Genomic DNA, 15,847 nt, shown 5'->3' with positions numbered 1-15,847 from the left:
TGACTGAAAGCGGATGAAAAACCAGAAGGTTCTTAAGATGGGAAAATTGCCCGGTAACCGAACGGTACCGGGCAATGGGGGTTACTTGCTAATCTGCGCGTGCATTTCCTGCACCGAAATCACCTTCTCGGTGGCATCCGCATTCAGCGCCATCGCTGTTGCGAAACCGCCGTTCAGGGTGGTGTCGTAGTGCACTTTGTATTGCAGCGCGCTGCGGCGAATCAGCTTGGAGTCTTCAATCGCCTGGCGTCCTGCGGTGGTGTTGATGATGTAGGTATATTCGCCATTCTTGATACGATCCTGAATGTGCGGACGGCCTTCATGCACCTTGTTCACCAGACGCGGGTTAATACCGGCTTCACCCAGCACAATCGCCGTACCGTGGGTCGCGTCCAGCTCGAAGCCTTGTTTCAGCAGCTTGGCGGCCAGGTCAACCACGCGCTCTTTATCGCCTTCACGAACGGAGAGCAGCGCACGGCCCGATTTTCTCATGGTAGAGCTGCTGCCCAGCTGCGCCTTGGCAAACGCTTCTGCGAAGGTGCGGCCCACGCCCATTACTTCCCCGGTTGAGCGCATTTCTGGCCCTAACAGCGGGTCAACGCCCGGGAATTTGTTGAACGGCAGCACCACCTCTTTCACCGAGTAATACGGCGGGATGATCTCTTTTGTCACGCCCTGCTGCGCCAGCGTCTGGCCAGCCATCACGCGCGCCGCCACTTTCGCCAGCGGAATACCGGTCGCTTTAGAGACGAACGGTACGGTACGCGCCGCACGCGGGTTGACTTCAATCAGATAAACTTCGTTGTCTTTCACCGCGAACTGAACGTTCATCAGGCCACGAACCTGCAGCTCAAAGGCCAGCTTCTGCACCTGCTGGCGCATCACGTCCTGAATTTCCTGGCTCAGCGTGTAGGCCGGCAGAGAACAGGCGGAGTCACCGGAGTGCACGCCCGCCTGCTCGATGTGCTCCATGATGCCGCCAATCAGCACCATTTCGCCGTCGCAGATGGCGTCAACGTCCACCTCAACCGCGTCGTCGAGGAAGCGGTCAAGCAGTACGGGCGCATCGTTGGAAACGCTCACCGCCGTCTGGAAGTAGCGACGCAGGTCGGCTTCGTCGTAGACGATTTCCATCGCGCGGCCGCCCAGGACGTAGGAAGGGCGCACCACCAGCGGGTAGCCAATCTCCTTCGCCTTCTCAACGGCCATTTCAATGGCGGTCACGGTGGCGTTCGCCGGCTGCTTCAGCTTGAGACGGTCAACCGCCTGCTGGAAACGCTCACGGTCTTCCGCGCGGTCAATCGCGTCCGGGCTGGTACCGATAACCGGTACGCCTGCCGCTTCCAGCGCGCGCGCCAGCTTCAGCGGGGTCTGACCGCCGTACTGCACGATAACGCCTTTTGGCTTCTCGATGCGCACGATTTCCAGCACGTCTTCCAGGGTAACCGGCTCGAAGTAGAGGCGATCGGAGGTGTCGTAGTCGGTAGAAACGGTTTCCGGGTTACAGTTGACCATGATGGTCTCGTAACCGTCTTCGCGCAGCGCCAGCGAGGCGTGCACGCAGCAGTAGTCGAACTCGATGCCCTGGCCGATACGGTTTGGACCGCCGCCCAGCACCATAATCTTGTCGCGGTCGACGGACGGGTTCGCTTCGCACTCGTCTTCATAGGTGGAGTACATGTACGCGGTATCGGTCGAGAACTCTGCTGCACAGGTGTCCACGCGCTTGTAAACCGGGTGCAGGTCATACTGGTCGCGCAGCTTGCGGATTTCCGCTTCGCGCACGCCCGCCAGCTTAGCCAGACGCGCATCGGCGAAGCCTTTACGCTTCAGCATGCGCAGGAAGTCTGCGTCCAGGCCGTTGATGCCCAGCTCCGCCACTTTCTCTTCCAGACGCACCAGCTCTTCAATCTGCACCAGGAACCAGCGGTCGATGTTGGTCAGGTTAAATACGCCGTCGACGGACAGGCCCGCGCGGAAGGCATCGGCGATGTACCAGATACGCTCTGCGCCCGCGTCCTTCAGCTCGCGGCGGATTTTGGTCAGCGCTTCCGGGTCGTCCAGGCTCACTTTCGGGTCAAAGCCGGTGGCGCCCACTTCCAGACCGCGCAGCGCTTTTTGCAGGGATTCCTGCTGCGTGCGGCCAATCGCCATCACTTCACCCACAGATTTCATCTGGGTCGTCAGACGGTCGTTCGCGCCCGCGAATTTCTCGAAGTTAAAGCGAGGAATTTTAGTCACAACGTAGTCGATGGACGGCTCGAAGGACGCAGGCGTGCGGCCACCGGTGATGTCGTTCATCAGCTCGTCGAGGGTGTAACCCACTGCCAGCTTCGCCGCCACTTTCGCAATCGGGAAGCCGGTGGCTTTGGAGGCCAGCGCGGAGGAGCGGGACACGCGCGGGTTCATTTCGATAACAATCAGACGGCCGGTTTTCGGGTTAACGGAGAACTGCACGTTAGAGCCGCCGGTCTCCACGCCGATTTCACGCAGTACCGCCATCGAGGCGTTACGCATGATTTGATACTCTTTGTCGGTCAGCGTCTGGGCTGGCGCAACGGTGATGGAGTCGCCGGTGTGGATACCCATCGCATCGAAGTTTTCGATGGAGCAGACGATGATGCAGTTGTCGTTTTTATCACGCACCACTTCCATCTCGTACTCTTTCCAGCCAATCAGCGATTCATCAATCAGCAGCTCTTTGGTTGGGGAGAGATCCAGACCGCGCTCGCAAATCTCTTCGAACTCTTCGCGGTTGTAGGCGATACCGCCACCGGTGCCGCCCATGGTGAACGATGGACGGATGATGCACGGATAGCCCACTTCTGCCGCAACGGCCAGCGCCTCTTCCATGTTATGCGCAATACCGGAACGCGCGGTGTCGAGGCCGATTTTCTTCATCGCCACGTCAAAGCGGCGACGGTCTTCTGCTTTATCAATCGCGTCGGCGGTCGCACCAATCATGGTGACGCCAAATTCAGCCAGCACGCCCTGACGCTCCAGCTCCAGCGCGCAGTTCAGCGCCGTCTGGCCGCCCATGGTTGGCAGCACCGCGTCCGGGCGCTCTTTTTCAATGATTTTACGTACCACTTCCCAGTGAATCGGCTCGATGTAGGTGGCATCCGCCATTTCCGGGTCGGTCATGATGGTCGCCGGGTTAGAGTTCACCAGGATAACGCGGTAACCCTCTTCGCGCAGCGCTTTACACGCCTGCGCGCCGGAGTAGTCGAATTCGCAGGCCTGGCCGATGACGATCGGGCCAGCGCCAAGGATCAGGATGCTTTTTATGTCTGTACGTTTTGGCATGGTCTTCTCGGCTCCTGATTATTTAGCGGTCTTACGGTATTGCTCGATAAGTTCGATGAAGTGATCGAACAGCGGCGCGGCGTCGTGCGGGCCCGGGCTGGCTTCCGGGTGGCCCTGGAAGCTGAACGCTGGCTTATCGGTACGGTGGATACCCTGCAGGGTGCCATCGAACAGTGATTTGTGCGTCACGCGCAGGTTAGCCGGCATAGAGGCTTCATCGACGGCGAAACCGTGGTTCTGCGCGGTAATCATCACCGTATTGTTATCAATGTCTTTCACCGGGTGGTTACCACCGTGGTGGCCGAACTTCATCTTGACGGTGTTCGCACCGCTCGCCAGCGCCAGCAGCTGATGGCCGAGGCAGATGCCGAATACCGGAATGTCGGTTTCCAGGAAGGACTTGATGGCGTCGATAGCGTAATCGCACGGTGCCGGGTCGCCTGGGCCGTTAGAGAGGAAGATGCCGTCCGGGTTCATCTTAAGCACCTCTTCAGCGGAGGTTTTCGCTGGTACCACCGTCAGGCGGCAGCCGCGGTCAACCAGCATGCGCAGGATGTTGCGCTTGGCACCAAAATCATAGGCCACCACGTGGAACGGCAGTTCGTTCTCTTTTTTCGCTTCCGGCAGGTCGCCTTCCAGCGTCCAGCTCCCCTGCGTCCAGCTGTAGGCTTCGGCGGTAGTCACTTCTTTCGCCAGGTCCATACCGTTCAGGCCCGGGAAGGCTTTCGCTTTTTCCAGCGCCAGGGCCGCATCGAGGTTATCCCCTGCGATGATGCAGCCGTTTTGTGCCCCCTTCTCGCGCAGCAGACGCGTCAGCTTACGGGTATCGATATCGGCAATCGCCACGATGTTATGGCGCTTCAGGTAAGAAGAGAGGTCTTCAGTGTTGCGGAAGTTGCTGGCAATCAGCGGCAGGTCGCGAATGACCAGGCCTTGCGCATGTACCTGAGAGGATTCTTCGTCAGCCGCATTGGTGCCGACATTGCCGATATGAGGATAAGTAAGAGTAACGATTTGGCGAGAATAGGAAGGATCAGTGAGGATTTCTTGATAACCGGTCATTGAAGTATTGAAAACGACTTCCCCAACCGCCGAACCCGTTGCCCCTATGGCCCGACCGATAAACTGGGTTCCGTCTTCCAGAACCAATAGCGCTGACTTAATCAAAACACCCTCCAGAGAATATTCACTCACTTTATTTGCATATTAATTCATGACTATGTCATAGATCAATGCAAATGTGTTGCCAGCGGATTTTTGGCAAACGGCGGCATTCTGGAGATTTGGTGGGTAAAAGTCAACTTAAAACGGATATTTTGTTTATTCTTTTGCAGGACTGGCAGCCTGAATGGGATTTAACGGGCAAAAAGATCAGGTAAATCATCCTGGAAAACGCTTGCGCGGTAGGTTTTATGGAAATTAAGAGACGAGAGCGACAAAAAGTGGACCAAATGGTCAAAATTTACATTCAATTCACATAATAATGGCATAAAACTCAGATTTATGACCATTAAAAATCAAAATCCATATAAAACAAATAAAATAAGAGGGCAATAAATTATTGCCCTATGCAATCAATATATTACGACTGCAATAACCACATCACGATGGGTAATAAAGCTTACAAATTGTTGAGATCCAGCACATCTCGCATATCAAAAAGGCCCTTTTCTTTCGATTTCAGCCACAATGCGGAGCGTACTGCGCCATTGGCGAACGTCATGCGACTTGACGCTTTGTGCGTAATCTCAACACGTTCACCAATATCGGCGAACATCGCCGTGTGTTCGCCGACGATATCGCCTGCCCGGACGGTTGCGAAACCAATGGTGCCCGGCACGCGTTCTCCGGTATGCCCTTCACGGGAATAGACTGCGATGTCTTTTAAATCTTTATCCATTGCATAAGCAATCGCTTCGCCCATCGCCAGCGCCGTGCCTGATGGAGCATCAACTTTATGGCGGTGGTGCGCTTCAATAATCTCAATGTCGGTGTAGTCGCCCATCACCTTCGCCGCTTTTTCCAGCAGCTTCAGCATGACGTTAACGCCTACGCTAAAGTTCGCGGCAAAGACAATCGCAATGTCGGTGGCTGCATCCTGAATGGCCTGTTTACCCGCATCATCGAAGCCGGTGGTGCCAATCACCATCCCTTTACCGTGCTGGCGGCAAAACGCCAGGTGAGTCAGGGTGCCTTCGGGACGGGTAAAGTCGATGAACACGTCAAAGTCATCTTTCACCGCATCAAGGCTGCTCTGAACGGTAACACCTGTCTTGCCCGCGCCGGCCAGTTCACCCGCATCGGATCCCAGCAGGGATGAACCTTCACGCTCCAGCGCCGCGCCGAGTGCCACGCCATCCATTTGTATTGCCGCCTTAATCAGCTGGCGACCCATACGTCCACCCGCGCCCGCAATGGCGACGCGGATCTGTGCATCATGCATAGTTATTCTCTTACGTTAAAATGATGTAAACCGTTTTCAGATTAACCAGCCTTCGTAAAGGCTGCCAACTGAAAACACCAATAATTAGAATTTAACGTGAAACCGACTCAGATATCAGTAAAAGACATGATTTTGTCGTCACGATAAAGTCCGGGGCAAAAAAAAGGCCAGCACAGGAGGTGCTGGCCTTTCATCAGAAAAGAAATTATTCCACTTCGCGGGCGTCGATACGCAGCTCTTTCGGCACTTCGAAGACGATATTCTCTTCGCGTCCTTCCAGCGGAACCGCTTCGCCCCCGCCCAGCTCCTGCAGACGAGCAATTACGTTCTGCACCAGGATATCCGGCGCGGAAGCGCCTGCGGTAACGCCAACGCAGGCCGCATTTTTCACCCACGCTTCCTGGATGTCCGTCGCGTCGTCGATTAAAAACGCCGCTTTCCCCATACGCTGCGCCAGTTCGGCCAGACGGTTGGAGTTAGAGGAGTTTTTAGAGCCGACAACCAGCACCACGTCCGCCTGTTCAGCCAGCGCGCGCACCGCTTCCTGACGGTTAGTGGTGGCGTAGCAGATATCATCCTTACGCGGCCCGACGATTTTCGGGAAGCGCTGGCGCAGGGCGTCAATCACGTCTGAGGTGTCGTCTACGGAGAGCGTGGTCTGGGTCATAAACGACAGACGCGCTTCGTTTTTCACGTTCAGCGTCAGGACATCTTCCGGCGACTCCACCAGGTACATTCCCCCTTCCGGGTTGCTGTACTGGCCCATGGTGCCTTCAACTTCCGGGTGACCGGCGTGGCCAATCAGAATCGACTCTTCACCGCGACGGCTGGCGCGCGCCACTTCCATATGCACTTTTGTCACTAATGGACAGGTGGCATCGAATACGGTCAGATCGCGGCTTTTCGCTTCGTTACGGACCGCCTGAGAGACGCCGTGCGCAGAGAAGATCAGGATCGCACCGTCCGGCACTTCGCTGATCTGCTCGATGAAAATAGCACCGCGCTCGCGCAGGCTGTCGACCACGTAGCGGTTATGCACCACTTCGTGACGCACGTAAATCGGCGCGCCGTAAATCTCCAGCGCGTTTTCAACAATGCTGATAGCGCGGTCTACACCGGCGCAGAAGCCGCGCGGGTTAGCCAACAGGATCTGCATTTCAGGCCTCCAGTGCCGGATCGATCTCCAGCACTTCAACATCAAAATGAACGGTACGCCCGGCAAGCGGATGGTTGAAGTCAACGGTGATAGAGTCGCCGTTAATCTCGCGGATCACGCCAGGCATTTCGCTGCCGTCCATAGCGGTAAAGAGCATAATCGCCCCGATTTCCGGTTCGCCCGCGTCCATAAACTCGCGGCGCGAGAAATACTGAATCAGGTCCGGGCTTGGCACGCCAAACGCGGCATCCGGCTCCAGCGAGAACGCTTTTTTCTCACCCTCTTTCAGGCCCAGGAGCTGCTGCTCAAGACCTTCAGACAGGGAGGTATCGCCGAGACGAAACAGGGCAGGTTTGCCGTTATTGCGGGTGGATTCAGCCGTGGAGCCGTCATCCAGCTTCAGCGTGAAGTGAACGAGAACCGCGCTGTTGCTCTGTACGGATTTAGACATACACATTGCTCTTTAATGTTGTGCCGGGTGGCGCAGCGCATCACCCGGCATTGACAATTACGCCTGCTCTTTCGCTGCGGGTTTAGGCAAGAAGCCTTCCAGCACGATTAACGCCGCACCGATGCAGATGGCGGTGTCGGCCAGGTTAAAGGTCGCGAAGTGCCAGTCGCCGACGTAGAAGTCGATCATATCGACCACAAAGCCGTGCCACAGGCGGTCAAACAGGTTGCCCAGCGCGCCGCCAATGATCAGCGCGTAGGCGATGTTATTCAGCTTTTGCGTGGCCTTCGAGCGGTACATCAGCACAGCCAGTACCACGCAGATACCGAGAGCGATACCCGCGAAGAACCAGCGCTGCCAGCCACCGCTGTCGGCAAGGAAGCTAAACGCCGCGCCGTAGTTGCGCGCATAGTGCAGGTTAAGCGACGGGAACAGCGAAACCGTCTCCCCCAGAGCGAAATTCTGGAGGATCAGGAACTTGCTGCCCAGATCGATAATCAGCACCACCACAACCAGCCACAGCCAGCGCAGTCCTGTTGAACAGAGAGTTTTACTCATCAGGCAAACTTACGTTTTTCGCCGTCACCGGCGACGTTGCTTACACAGCGTCCGCAGATGTCTGCGTGTTCCGCCACCTGGCCGATATCGGTAGTGTAATGCCAGCAGCGCGGGCACTTCTCACCTTCGGCTTTGCTCAGTGCGACTTTCAGGCCTTTGAGCAACTCGCTCTGCTGAGCATCAGCAGAAGCCTCGGCATAATCCGCAACTTTTGCACCGGAGGTCAACAGGACAAATCGCAATTCATCGCCCAGCGCGGTCAGCTTCGCCGCCAGCTCCGGTTCGGCGTACAGGGTCACTGCCGCTTCCAGAGAGCCACCAACTTTCTTATCCGCACGCGCCTGCTCGATAACCTTGTTCACTTCGCCACGCACTTTCAGCAGCTCGTCCCAGAAGGCATCGTTCATTGCTTCGGTGCTGGAGAGATCGAACAGACCTTCATACCACTCGCCGGTGAAGACATACTTCTCACGGTCGCCCGGCAGATAACCCCAGATTTCATCCGCGGTGAAGGACATGATCGGCGCCATCCAGCGCACCAGCGCTTCTGCGATGTGGAACAGCGCGGACTGGCAGCTACGGCGCGCCACGCTGTCCGCTTTCGCGGTGTACTGGCGGTCTTTGATGATGTCGAGATAGAACGAGCCCATCTCGATGGAGCAGAAGCGCATCAGGCGCTGCACCACTTCGTGGAAGTCGTAAGACTCATAGGCTTTCAGGATATCTTCCTGCGCCGCTTTCGCGCAGCCTACCGCCCAGCGGTCCAGCACGACCATCTCTTCCGGTTTCACCATGTCTTTCACTGGATCGAACCCGTTCAGGTTCGCCAGCAGGAAGCGCGCGGTGTTACGGATACGACGATAGCTGTCGGCAGCACGCTTCAGGATCTCGTCAGACACCGCCATTTCGCCAGTGTAGTCGGTTGAGGCTACCCACAGACGCAGGATGTCCGCGCCCAGCTTGTTCATCACGTCCTGCGGCGAAACGGTGTTGCCGATAGATTTAGACATCTTACGGCCCTGACCATCCACGGTGAAGCCGTGGGTCAGTACCTGACGGTAAGGCGCTTTACCTTTCATCGCGGTGGAGATCATCAGGGATGACATGAACCAGCCGCGGTGTTGGTCGGAACCTTCCAGATACATGTCGGCAGCGTGACCGGCAAACTCCGGACGCACGTCAACTACGGAGGCGTGAGTCGACCCGGAGTCGAACCACACGTCCAGGGTGTCTGGCACTTTCTCATAGTTGTCCGCGTCCGCGCCCAGGATGTCGCGGGCGTCGAGATCCCACCACGCCTGAATGCCGTCAACTTCGACGCGCTTCGCCACTTCTTCCATCAGTTCCAGGGTGTTCGGGTGCAGCTCATGCGTCTCTTTATGCACGAACAGCGACATCGGCACGCCCCAGGTACGCTGACGAGAGATACACCAGTCAGGACGGTTAGCCACCATGGATTCGATACGCGCCTGGCCCCAGTCCGGGATCCACTGCACGCCTTTGATCTCTTTCAGAGACTGCTCGCGCAGGCCTTTCTGATCCATGCTGACGAACCACTGCGGGGTCGCACGGAAGATGATCGGCGTCTTGTGGCGCCAGCAGCACGGATAGCTATGCTGCATTTTTTCAACGTGCAGCAGCGCGCCGCTGGTGCGCAGCATCTCAACGATGATGTCGTTGGCTTTGAAGACGTTGATACCATCCAGCGCCGGGTAGGTGCCAGGCAGGTAAGAACCATCCGGGCCTACCGGGTTGGCAATTTCCAGGCCGTATTTCAGGCTGATGTTGTAGTCGTCAGGACCGTGGCCACCGGCGGTATGTACCGCACCGGTACCCGCGTCCAGCGTGACGTGGTCGCCCAGGATCGCCGGAACGTCGAAGTCCAGGAACGGGTGTTTGAAGCGCATCAGCTCCAGCGCGTCGCCTTTTACGGTGCCCAGCACGGTGTAGTCGGTGATATTCGCGCGTTTCAGCACGCTTTCAACCAGATCTTTCGCCAGGATAACCGCGCGGCCATCAATCTGCACCAGCGCATATTCGAACTCGCCGGAGAGAGAGATTGCACGGTTGGCTGGCAGCGTCCACGGGGTAGTAGTCCAGATCACCAGAGAGATCGGGCCGCTAACGCCAGGCAGACCGAATTTACCTTTAATGGCATCCTGATCGACCGCTTCGAAGGCCACGTCGATTGAAGGTGAAGTTTTGTCGTAATATTCCACTTCCGCTTCTGCCAGCGCAGAACGGCAGTCCACGCACCAGTGCACAGGCTTGGCGCCTTTATGCAGGTGGCCGTTACCGATGATTTTGCCCAGCGCACGGATGATGTTGGCTTCGGTTTTGAAGTCCATGGTCAGGTACGGGTGCGACCAGTCGCCCAGCACGCCCAGACGGATAAAGTCAGCACGCTGGCCTTCAACCTGGGTGGCCGCGTATTCGCGGCACTTCGCGCGGAACTCTGCAGCAGTGAACTTCTCACCTGGCTTGCCAAACTCTTGCTCCACTTTCAGCTCGATCGGCAGACCGTGGCAGTCCCAGCCCGGAACGTAAGGCGAGTCAAAACCTGCGAGTCCTTTGGACTTCACGATAATATCTTTCAGAATCTTGTTTACAGAGTGACCAATATGAATGCTGCCATTCGCATATGGAGGGCCATCATGCAGAATGAAGGTTTTTTTGCCTTTTTTGGCTGCACGAATGATGCCGTACAGGTCATCATCGGTCCAACGCGCCAGCATTCCCGGTTCACGCTTGGCGAGATCGCCGCGCATCGGGAACCCTGTTTCCGGCAAATTCAGGGTTGATTTATAGTCACTCATCAGATTCTCGGTTCCGTATTTATCACGTAGGCAGTTAAGCCGGTTCTAAAGCCCAAAAAACTCGCGGGCCGTTAATTCATCTCGCGCGATTTGCGCCTTAAGTTCATCCAGCGAAGCAAATCGCTGCTCGTTGCGTATTTTTTTACGCAGTATTACATCTATATGGCGACCATAAAGGTCCATTACAACGTCCAGCAGGTGCACTTCTAGCTGTTGACGCACACCGGCAACGGTAGGACGCGTGCCAATGTTGGCAACGCCGTAAAACGACTTATCGCCCAGTCCTGCCACTTCCACCGCATAGACCCCTTTAACCGGGGAAACCTGACGACGCAGCGGTATATTCGCCGTCGGGAAACCAATCGTGCGGCCCAGCGCATCGCCATGAACCACGCGGCCAGAGATGGTGAACGGATGGCCCAGCAAATTTTCTGCCGTCTCCAGTTCATCATTAGCCAGCGCCTGCCGCACCGCCGTGCTGCTGACGCGCACGCCGCCTTCACAGAAGGTCATCGCGCTGGTGACGTCAAAACCGTACTCCAGACCAGCCTTCTGTAATAGCAAGAAATCGCCCTGACGACCAGCGCCAAAGCGGAAATCATCCCCCACGGCGAGAAACTGAACGCCAAGACGCTTAACCAGCAGGTCGCTGACAAAATTTTGTGCTGTCAGTGCGGCAAAGCGGCGATCGAAACGCACACACAATACGTAGTCCACGCCGGACTCCGCCAGGTAGCGCAACTTTTCGCGCAGGCGAGTGAGGCGCGCGGGAGATTTATCGCCCGCGAACAGCTCCAGCGGCTGTGGCTCGAAAATCATCACCACAACGGGCAGGCCACGGGCCTCCCCTTCTTTACGCAATCCCTGCAACAGCGCCTGATGACCACGATGCACGCCGTCGAAATTACCAATGGTCAGCACGCACCCGTGTGGCGCTCTGCTGAGATTATGTATGCCGCGTATCAGCTTCATGTCTGGCTCAAAACAGTGAAAATCGCCAAAGTATACCTTGTACAGCGGTTAAGGTTAACCGGCGATTGTTCGCGCAAAACAGAAAGCCGTAATGATTTCATCAGGCTGACCTTTCACAGCGAAAAAATCTGCCCGTGAACTGCGATTTTTACGCCGAAAGGCTGTATTCACGAAAGACAAGCTGGTAGAATCCTGCGCCATCACTACGTAACGTAGCGTCGCTAATTAACGGCGCTTATTTGCACAAATCCATTGACAAAAGAAGGCAAAGAGGGCATATTCCTCGGCCTTTGAATTGTCCACATAGAACATATTTGGGAGTTGGACTTGGCTAATATCAAATCAGCTAAGAAACGTGCCGTTCAGTCTGAAAAGGCTCGTAAGCACAACGCAAGCCGTCGCTCTATGATGCGTACTTTCATCAAGAAAGTATACGCAGCAATCGAAGCTGGCGACAAAGCTGCAGCGCAGAACGCATTTAACGAAATGCAACCAATCGTGGATCGTCAGGCTGCTAAAGGTCTGATCCACAAAAACAAAGCAGCGCGTCATAAAGCAAACCTGACCGCGCAGATCAACAAACTGGCTTAATCGCTACTTGTTGTTGCTTGTTTAAAGAACCCGCTTAACGCGGGTTTTTTTATGTCTTCAGAATGCCGGTGGCGTAAACAGCGCCGAGTAGTCACGGTTGCAGATTCGCTGCACCGCCGGGTGTTGAATCATCCTTTCGGCGAATATGGCGTGGTACTCCTCCATCACGTTATCTACTCTGCCAATCTCCGTAATCTTATCGTCTGAATAGAGATCGTGCGCGTAGAGCGTTGGCGCCACGAAGATCGCATTATGCGCTTCGCCAAAGGCTTTCATCAGCGCCGCATCGTCGAACTCACCGAGGATCTCCACGTTCAGCCCCTGCGAATTAAACCAGTTCAGCAGCTTGCGTCCGAGCATGGAACGCCTTCCCGGCACCAGCAGGCGACGCTCTTCCAGACAGGCCGGGAAAGGTTTCTCCGGCGGTGGATTGATGCACCAGAAGCTGACGCCGCATTCGCCAATTTTCACCGAGAACAGCCCCTCCTGCTGCGTGGAGTCGATGGGGCAATCCGAGATAATCATGTCCAGCTTGTGCTGGCTCAGTTGCTCCAGCAGCATCTCGTGGGTGGATTCAAAGCAGCGCAGATGGATTTGTTCATCCTCTACCACAGCGGCATCCAGCACGCCGCTTACCAGCCGTTTAGACAGTGCATCCGCCACCCCCACATCAAAGAGCAGGTTCGACTCTTTGCGGTAGTTGACGATATCCAGCATCTCCTGGCTGAGGGTGAACATTTTGTCCGCATAGCGGAAAACCAGTTCACCCAGTTCGCTGGGCTCAATCCCACGGCCCTTGCGCTTGAAGAGCTTACCCTGCAGCCGTTCTTCAAGGGCTTTGATTTGCCCGGTGATGGTTTGCGGCGTCAGGTAAAGCGCCTCTGCAGCCCCCACGACCGAGCCCTGTTTGTAAACGTGCCAGAAGTAGTAAAGATGGTTGTAATTCAAATGAGGCATCGCGTCTTCGCTCCCTGAGTGTGTATCGGGAGAAGAGTGACCTTCTCCCGGTGTTCCGTTATGCCTGGACGGCCTGTCCGGACAACTTCACCTTCAACAAAGTATACCCAATCACTGCCGCCAGTAATGACCCGATGAGAATGCCGAGCTTCGCCCAGACGATGAGCTCTGGCGCGTTTGCACCAAACGCCAGCGTCGAGATAAAGATCGACATGGTGAATCCAATACCGCACAGTATGCCGACGGCCATGATCTGACTAAAGGTTGTACCGTTCGGCAACGATGCCAGCTTCATCTTCAGCGCCAACCAGCAGAAGAGGCTGATCCCCAGCGGCTTACCGATAAACAGCCCGGCAATAATGCCCAGTGGCAGGACAGACGTCAGCCCGTCCAGCGTGACCCCCTGCAGGGAAACGCCAGCGTTGGCAAACGCAAACAGCGGCAGGATCATAAAGGCGACCCACGGGTGCAGCACATGTTCCAGCTGTTTAGCGGGTGACTTACCGTCCTGCGGCTTAAGCGGCACGAAGAAGCCCACAATCACGCCGGCCAGCGTGGCGTGCACGCCGGATTTCAGCACCGCCGTCCACAGCACCATCCCCACCAGGATATAGATACCGATGCGGCGAACGTTGAAGATGTTCAGCACCGCCAACACCGCAATCGCCCCTGCGGCTACGCTCAGGGACAGGATCGACAGATCGCTGGTGTAGAACAGCGCGATAATCACAATGGCGCCCAGGTCATCAATGATCGCCAGCGCCATCAGGAAGATTTTCAGCGCAACCGGCACGCGGCTGCCGAGCAGAGCTAAGACACCGAGCGCAAAGGCGATATCCGTTGCGGCCGGGATAGCCCAGCCGTCACGCGCGACAGGATCCTGCCAGGTAAATGCGAGAAAGAGCAGCGCTGGAACGACCATCCCACCGAGCGCGGCAATAACCGGGAACGCCGCGCGCTGGCGGCTGGCTAGCGAACCTAGCACCAGCTCGCGCTTAACCTCAAGACCAACGAGCAGGAAGAACACCGCCATTAGCGCATCATTGATCCACAGCAGCATGTTCTTGTTAATTTCCAGCGCTCCGACCTTCAGCTCGACGGGCGTTTCCAGAAATGCGTGATAGAGATCGCGGGTCATGCCCAGGTTAGCCAGCACCATCGCGGCGGCCGCGGCAATAATCAGGATCACACCACCGGACGCCTCACTGCTAAAGAAACGGTGTAGTAATTTCATTTTTGTTCTCTCTTTTACAACGATACCTCGATAAAACCATAATACCAAGCCAAATAGCTCGGCAAAAACAGATTAATATTGGGTATAGACTCAGTTTTACCGATCTATAACTGCAAAAAAAAGCCCGGAATCGCTTCCGGGCTTTTTGAAGTTAGACACAGCTAACGAATTAGCGGGTCAAATCATCGAAGAATTTTTTGACGCCATCAAAGAAGCTTTTGGAGCGCGGGCTGTTTTTCTCACCCGTTGGGCCGCCAAAGCTCTCCTGAAGCTCTTTCAACAGCTGTTTCTGCTTGTCGTTCAGGCCAACCGGCGTTTCCACGACGACGCGGCACAGAAGGTCGCCCTGCGCACCACCGCGAACGGATTTCACGCCTTTGCCGCGCATGCGGAACAGCTTGCCGGTCTGGGTTTCACCAGGGATTTTCAGATTGACGCGACCGTCCAGCGTCGGCACTTCGATTTCACCGCCGAGAGCCGCCATCGCGAAGTTGATCGGCACTTCACAGTACAGGTTATTGCCTTCACGCTCGAAGATGGCGTGCTGCTTCACCTGAACCTGAACGTACAGATCGCCTGCCGGCGCGCCGTGCTCGCCTGCTTCGCCCTCACCCGCCAGACGGATGCGGTCGCCCGTATCCACGCCAGCCGGGATCTTAACGGACAGGGTTTTGGTTTTCTCAACGCGACCGTGGCCGTGACACTTGGTGCACGGATCTTTAATCAGCGTACCGCGACCGTGACAGTGCGGACAGGCCTGCTGTACCGCGAAGAAGCCCTGGCGCATCTGTACCTGGCCGGAGCCATGACAGGTTGGACAGGTCTGTGGCTGGGTACCCGCTTTCGCGCCGCTGCCGTGACAAACGTCACACTCTTCCAGCGTCGGGATACGGATCTCTTTCGTGACGCCACGAACGGCCTCTTCAAGAGTGAGATCCATGTTGTAGCGCAGGTCCGCGCCGCGCGCTGCGCGCTGACGACCACGACCGCCGCCGAAGATATCGCCGAACACGTCGCCAAAGATGTCGCTGAAATCCGCACCGCCGCCAAAGCCGCCGCCACCGAATCCACCGCCGCCCATGCCGCCCTGTTCAAAGGCCGCGTGGCCGTACTGGTCATAGGCCGCACGTTTTTGTGCATCGGTCAGGACTTCGTAGGCTTCTTTGATCTCTTTAAATTTTGCTTCAGCCTCTTTGTCACCTTGGTTACGGTCCGGGTGGAATTTCATGGCCAGGCGCTTATACGCCTTTTTGATTTCACGCTCTTCCGCAGTTTTCGGAACGCCTAAAATCTCGTAATAGTCTTGCTTTGCCATTGGTTTTTTTAAGCCCCTTAACATGCGAGCACGGGCGTGGAGAGTTCT

12 protein-coding genes and 1 pseudogene are annotated in these 15,847 nt (G+C 56.2%); 1 reads left to right on the top strand and 12 read right to left on the bottom strand.

Going from position 1 to position 15,847, the window contains the following annotated elements; translation table 11 throughout:
* Positions 1–81: 81 nt before the first annotated feature.
* The 9 genes and pseudogenes from carB to OKF39_RS04320 form a co-directional block, all read right to left on the bottom strand.
* Positions 82–3,306 (bottom strand): carbamoyl-phosphate synthase large subunit, encoded by a 3,225-nt coding sequence (carB, locus tag OKF39_RS04360; RefSeq protein WP_041911263.1) that lies wholly within the window; start codon positions 3,304–3,306, stop codon positions 82–84.
* Positions 3,307–3,324: 18 nt separating this feature from the next.
* Complete coding sequence (gene carA, locus OKF39_RS04355; RefSeq protein ID WP_028015473.1) at positions 3,325–4,473, bottom strand: glutamine-hydrolyzing carbamoyl-phosphate synthase small subunit; 1,149 nt, start codon at positions 4,471–4,473, stop codon at positions 3,325–3,327.
* A gap of 454 nt (positions 4,474–4,927) precedes the next feature.
* The gene (dapB, locus tag OKF39_RS04350) at positions 4,928–5,749 is read right to left on the bottom strand and encodes a 4-hydroxy-tetrahydrodipicolinate reductase (protein WP_479983515.1); all 822 of its coding nucleotides are present in this window, start codon (positions 5,747–5,749) and stop codon (positions 4,928–4,930) included.
* 205 nt (positions 5,750–5,954) lie between these two features.
* Positions 5,955–6,905 (bottom strand): 4-hydroxy-3-methylbut-2-enyl diphosphate reductase, encoded by a 951-nt coding sequence (ispH, locus tag OKF39_RS04345; protein WP_028015471.1) that lies wholly within the window; start codon positions 6,903–6,905, stop codon positions 5,955–5,957.
* Between the two features lies 1 nt (position 6,906).
* Positions 6,907–7,356 carry an FKBP-type peptidyl-prolyl cis-trans isomerase gene (gene fkpB / locus OKF39_RS04340; protein ID WP_003856450.1) on the bottom strand — a complete coding sequence of 150 codons (450 nt, stop codon included), beginning with the start codon at positions 7,354–7,356 and terminating at the stop codon, positions 6,907–6,909.
* A gap of 57 nt (positions 7,357–7,413) precedes the next feature.
* Entirely contained in the window at positions 7,414–7,914 is a 501-nt protein-coding gene (gene lspA / locus OKF39_RS04335; protein ID WP_028015470.1) for a signal peptidase II, read from the bottom strand.
* Positions 7,914–10,730, bottom strand: coding sequence for an isoleucine--tRNA ligase (ileS, locus tag OKF39_RS04330; protein WP_193358531.1), 2,817 nt, complete (start codon positions 10,728–10,730; stop codon positions 7,914–7,916). Before ileS ends, lspA begins: the two co-directional genes overlap by 1 nt.
* A gap of 45 nt (positions 10,731–10,775) precedes the next feature.
* On the bottom strand, positions 10,776–11,702 hold the full coding sequence (gene ribF / locus OKF39_RS04325; protein WP_028015468.1) for a bifunctional riboflavin kinase/FAD synthetase: 927 nt from the start codon (positions 11,700–11,702) through the stop codon (positions 10,776–10,778).
* A 7-nt stretch (positions 11,703–11,709) separates the two neighbouring features.
* A pseudogene (locus tag OKF39_RS04320) lies at positions 11,710–11,928 on the bottom strand (DUF2575 domain-containing protein).
* Positions 11,929–12,029: 101 nt separating this feature from the next.
* On the opposite strand from OKF39_RS04320, the gene rpsT reads away from it, so the two are divergent.
* Positions 12,030–12,293 carry a 30S ribosomal protein S20 gene (rpsT, locus tag OKF39_RS04315; RefSeq protein WP_003856458.1) on the top strand — a complete coding sequence of 88 codons (264 nt, stop codon included), beginning with the start codon at positions 12,030–12,032 and terminating at the stop codon, positions 12,291–12,293.
* A 57-nt stretch (positions 12,294–12,350) separates the two neighbouring features.
* Here the strand turns inward: rpsT and nhaR are convergent, their stop codons facing one another.
* The 3 genes from nhaR to dnaJ all read right to left on the bottom strand — a co-directional run bounded on the left by nhaR (position 12,351) and on the right by dnaJ (position 15,799).
* Positions 12,351–13,250, bottom strand: a complete 900-nt coding sequence (gene nhaR, locus OKF39_RS04310) for a transcriptional activator NhaR (protein WP_028015467.1) — start codon at positions 13,248–13,250, stop codon at positions 12,351–12,353.
* 58 nt (positions 13,251–13,308) lie between these two features.
* Entirely contained in the window at positions 13,309–14,484 is a 1,176-nt protein-coding gene (gene nhaA, locus OKF39_RS04305) for a Na+/H+ antiporter NhaA (protein ID WP_041911268.1), read from the bottom strand.
* A 169-nt stretch (positions 14,485–14,653) separates the two neighbouring features.
* Positions 14,654–15,799: a molecular chaperone DnaJ gene (dnaJ, locus tag OKF39_RS04300; protein ID WP_008502040.1), complete on the bottom strand. Its 1,146-nt coding sequence runs from the start codon at positions 15,797–15,799 to the stop codon at positions 14,654–14,656.
* Between the last annotated feature and the right edge of the window lie 48 nt (positions 15,800–15,847).

Source organism: Enterobacter cloacae complex sp. HYC042_NIDB (assembly GCF_056673315.1).
Note: the sequence above shows the minus strand (reverse complement) of the source record. Positions and strands in the feature narration are given on the sequence as shown.

Excerpts from the sequence above, each read along its gene's own strand:
- carB (WP_041911263.1), bottom strand. The coding sequence starts at position 3,306 with ATGCCAAAACGTACAGACATAAAAAGCATCCTGATCCTTGGCGCTGGC.
- dapB (WP_479983515.1), bottom strand. The coding sequence starts at position 5,749 with ATGCATGATGCACAGATCCGCGTCGCCATTGCGGGCGCGGGTGGACGT.
- ispH (WP_028015471.1), bottom strand. The coding sequence starts at position 6,905 with ATGCAGATCCTGTTGGCTAACCCGCGCGGCTTCTGCGCCGGTGTAGAC.
- fkpB (WP_003856450.1), bottom strand. The coding sequence starts at position 7,356 with ATGTCTAAATCCGTACAGAGCAACAGCGCGGTTCTCGTTCACTTCACG.
- lspA (WP_028015470.1), bottom strand. The coding sequence starts at position 7,914 with ATGAGTAAAACTCTCTGTTCAACAGGACTGCGCTGGCTGTGGCTGGTT.
- ileS (WP_193358531.1), bottom strand. The coding sequence starts at position 10,730 with ATGAGTGACTATAAATCAACCCTGAATTTGCCGGAAACAGGGTTCCCG.
- ribF (WP_028015468.1), bottom strand. The coding sequence starts at position 11,702 with ATGAAGCTGATACGCGGCATACATAATCTCAGCAGAGCGCCACACGGG.
- nhaR (WP_028015467.1), bottom strand. The coding sequence starts at position 13,250 with ATGCCTCATTTGAATTACAACCATCTTTACTACTTCTGGCACGTTTAC.
- nhaA (WP_041911268.1), bottom strand. The coding sequence starts at position 14,484 with ATGAAATTACTACACCGTTTCTTTAGCAGTGAGGCGTCCGGTGGTGTG.
- dnaJ (WP_008502040.1), bottom strand. The coding sequence starts at position 15,799 with ATGGCAAAGCAAGACTATTACGAGATTTTAGGCGTTCCGAAAACTGCG.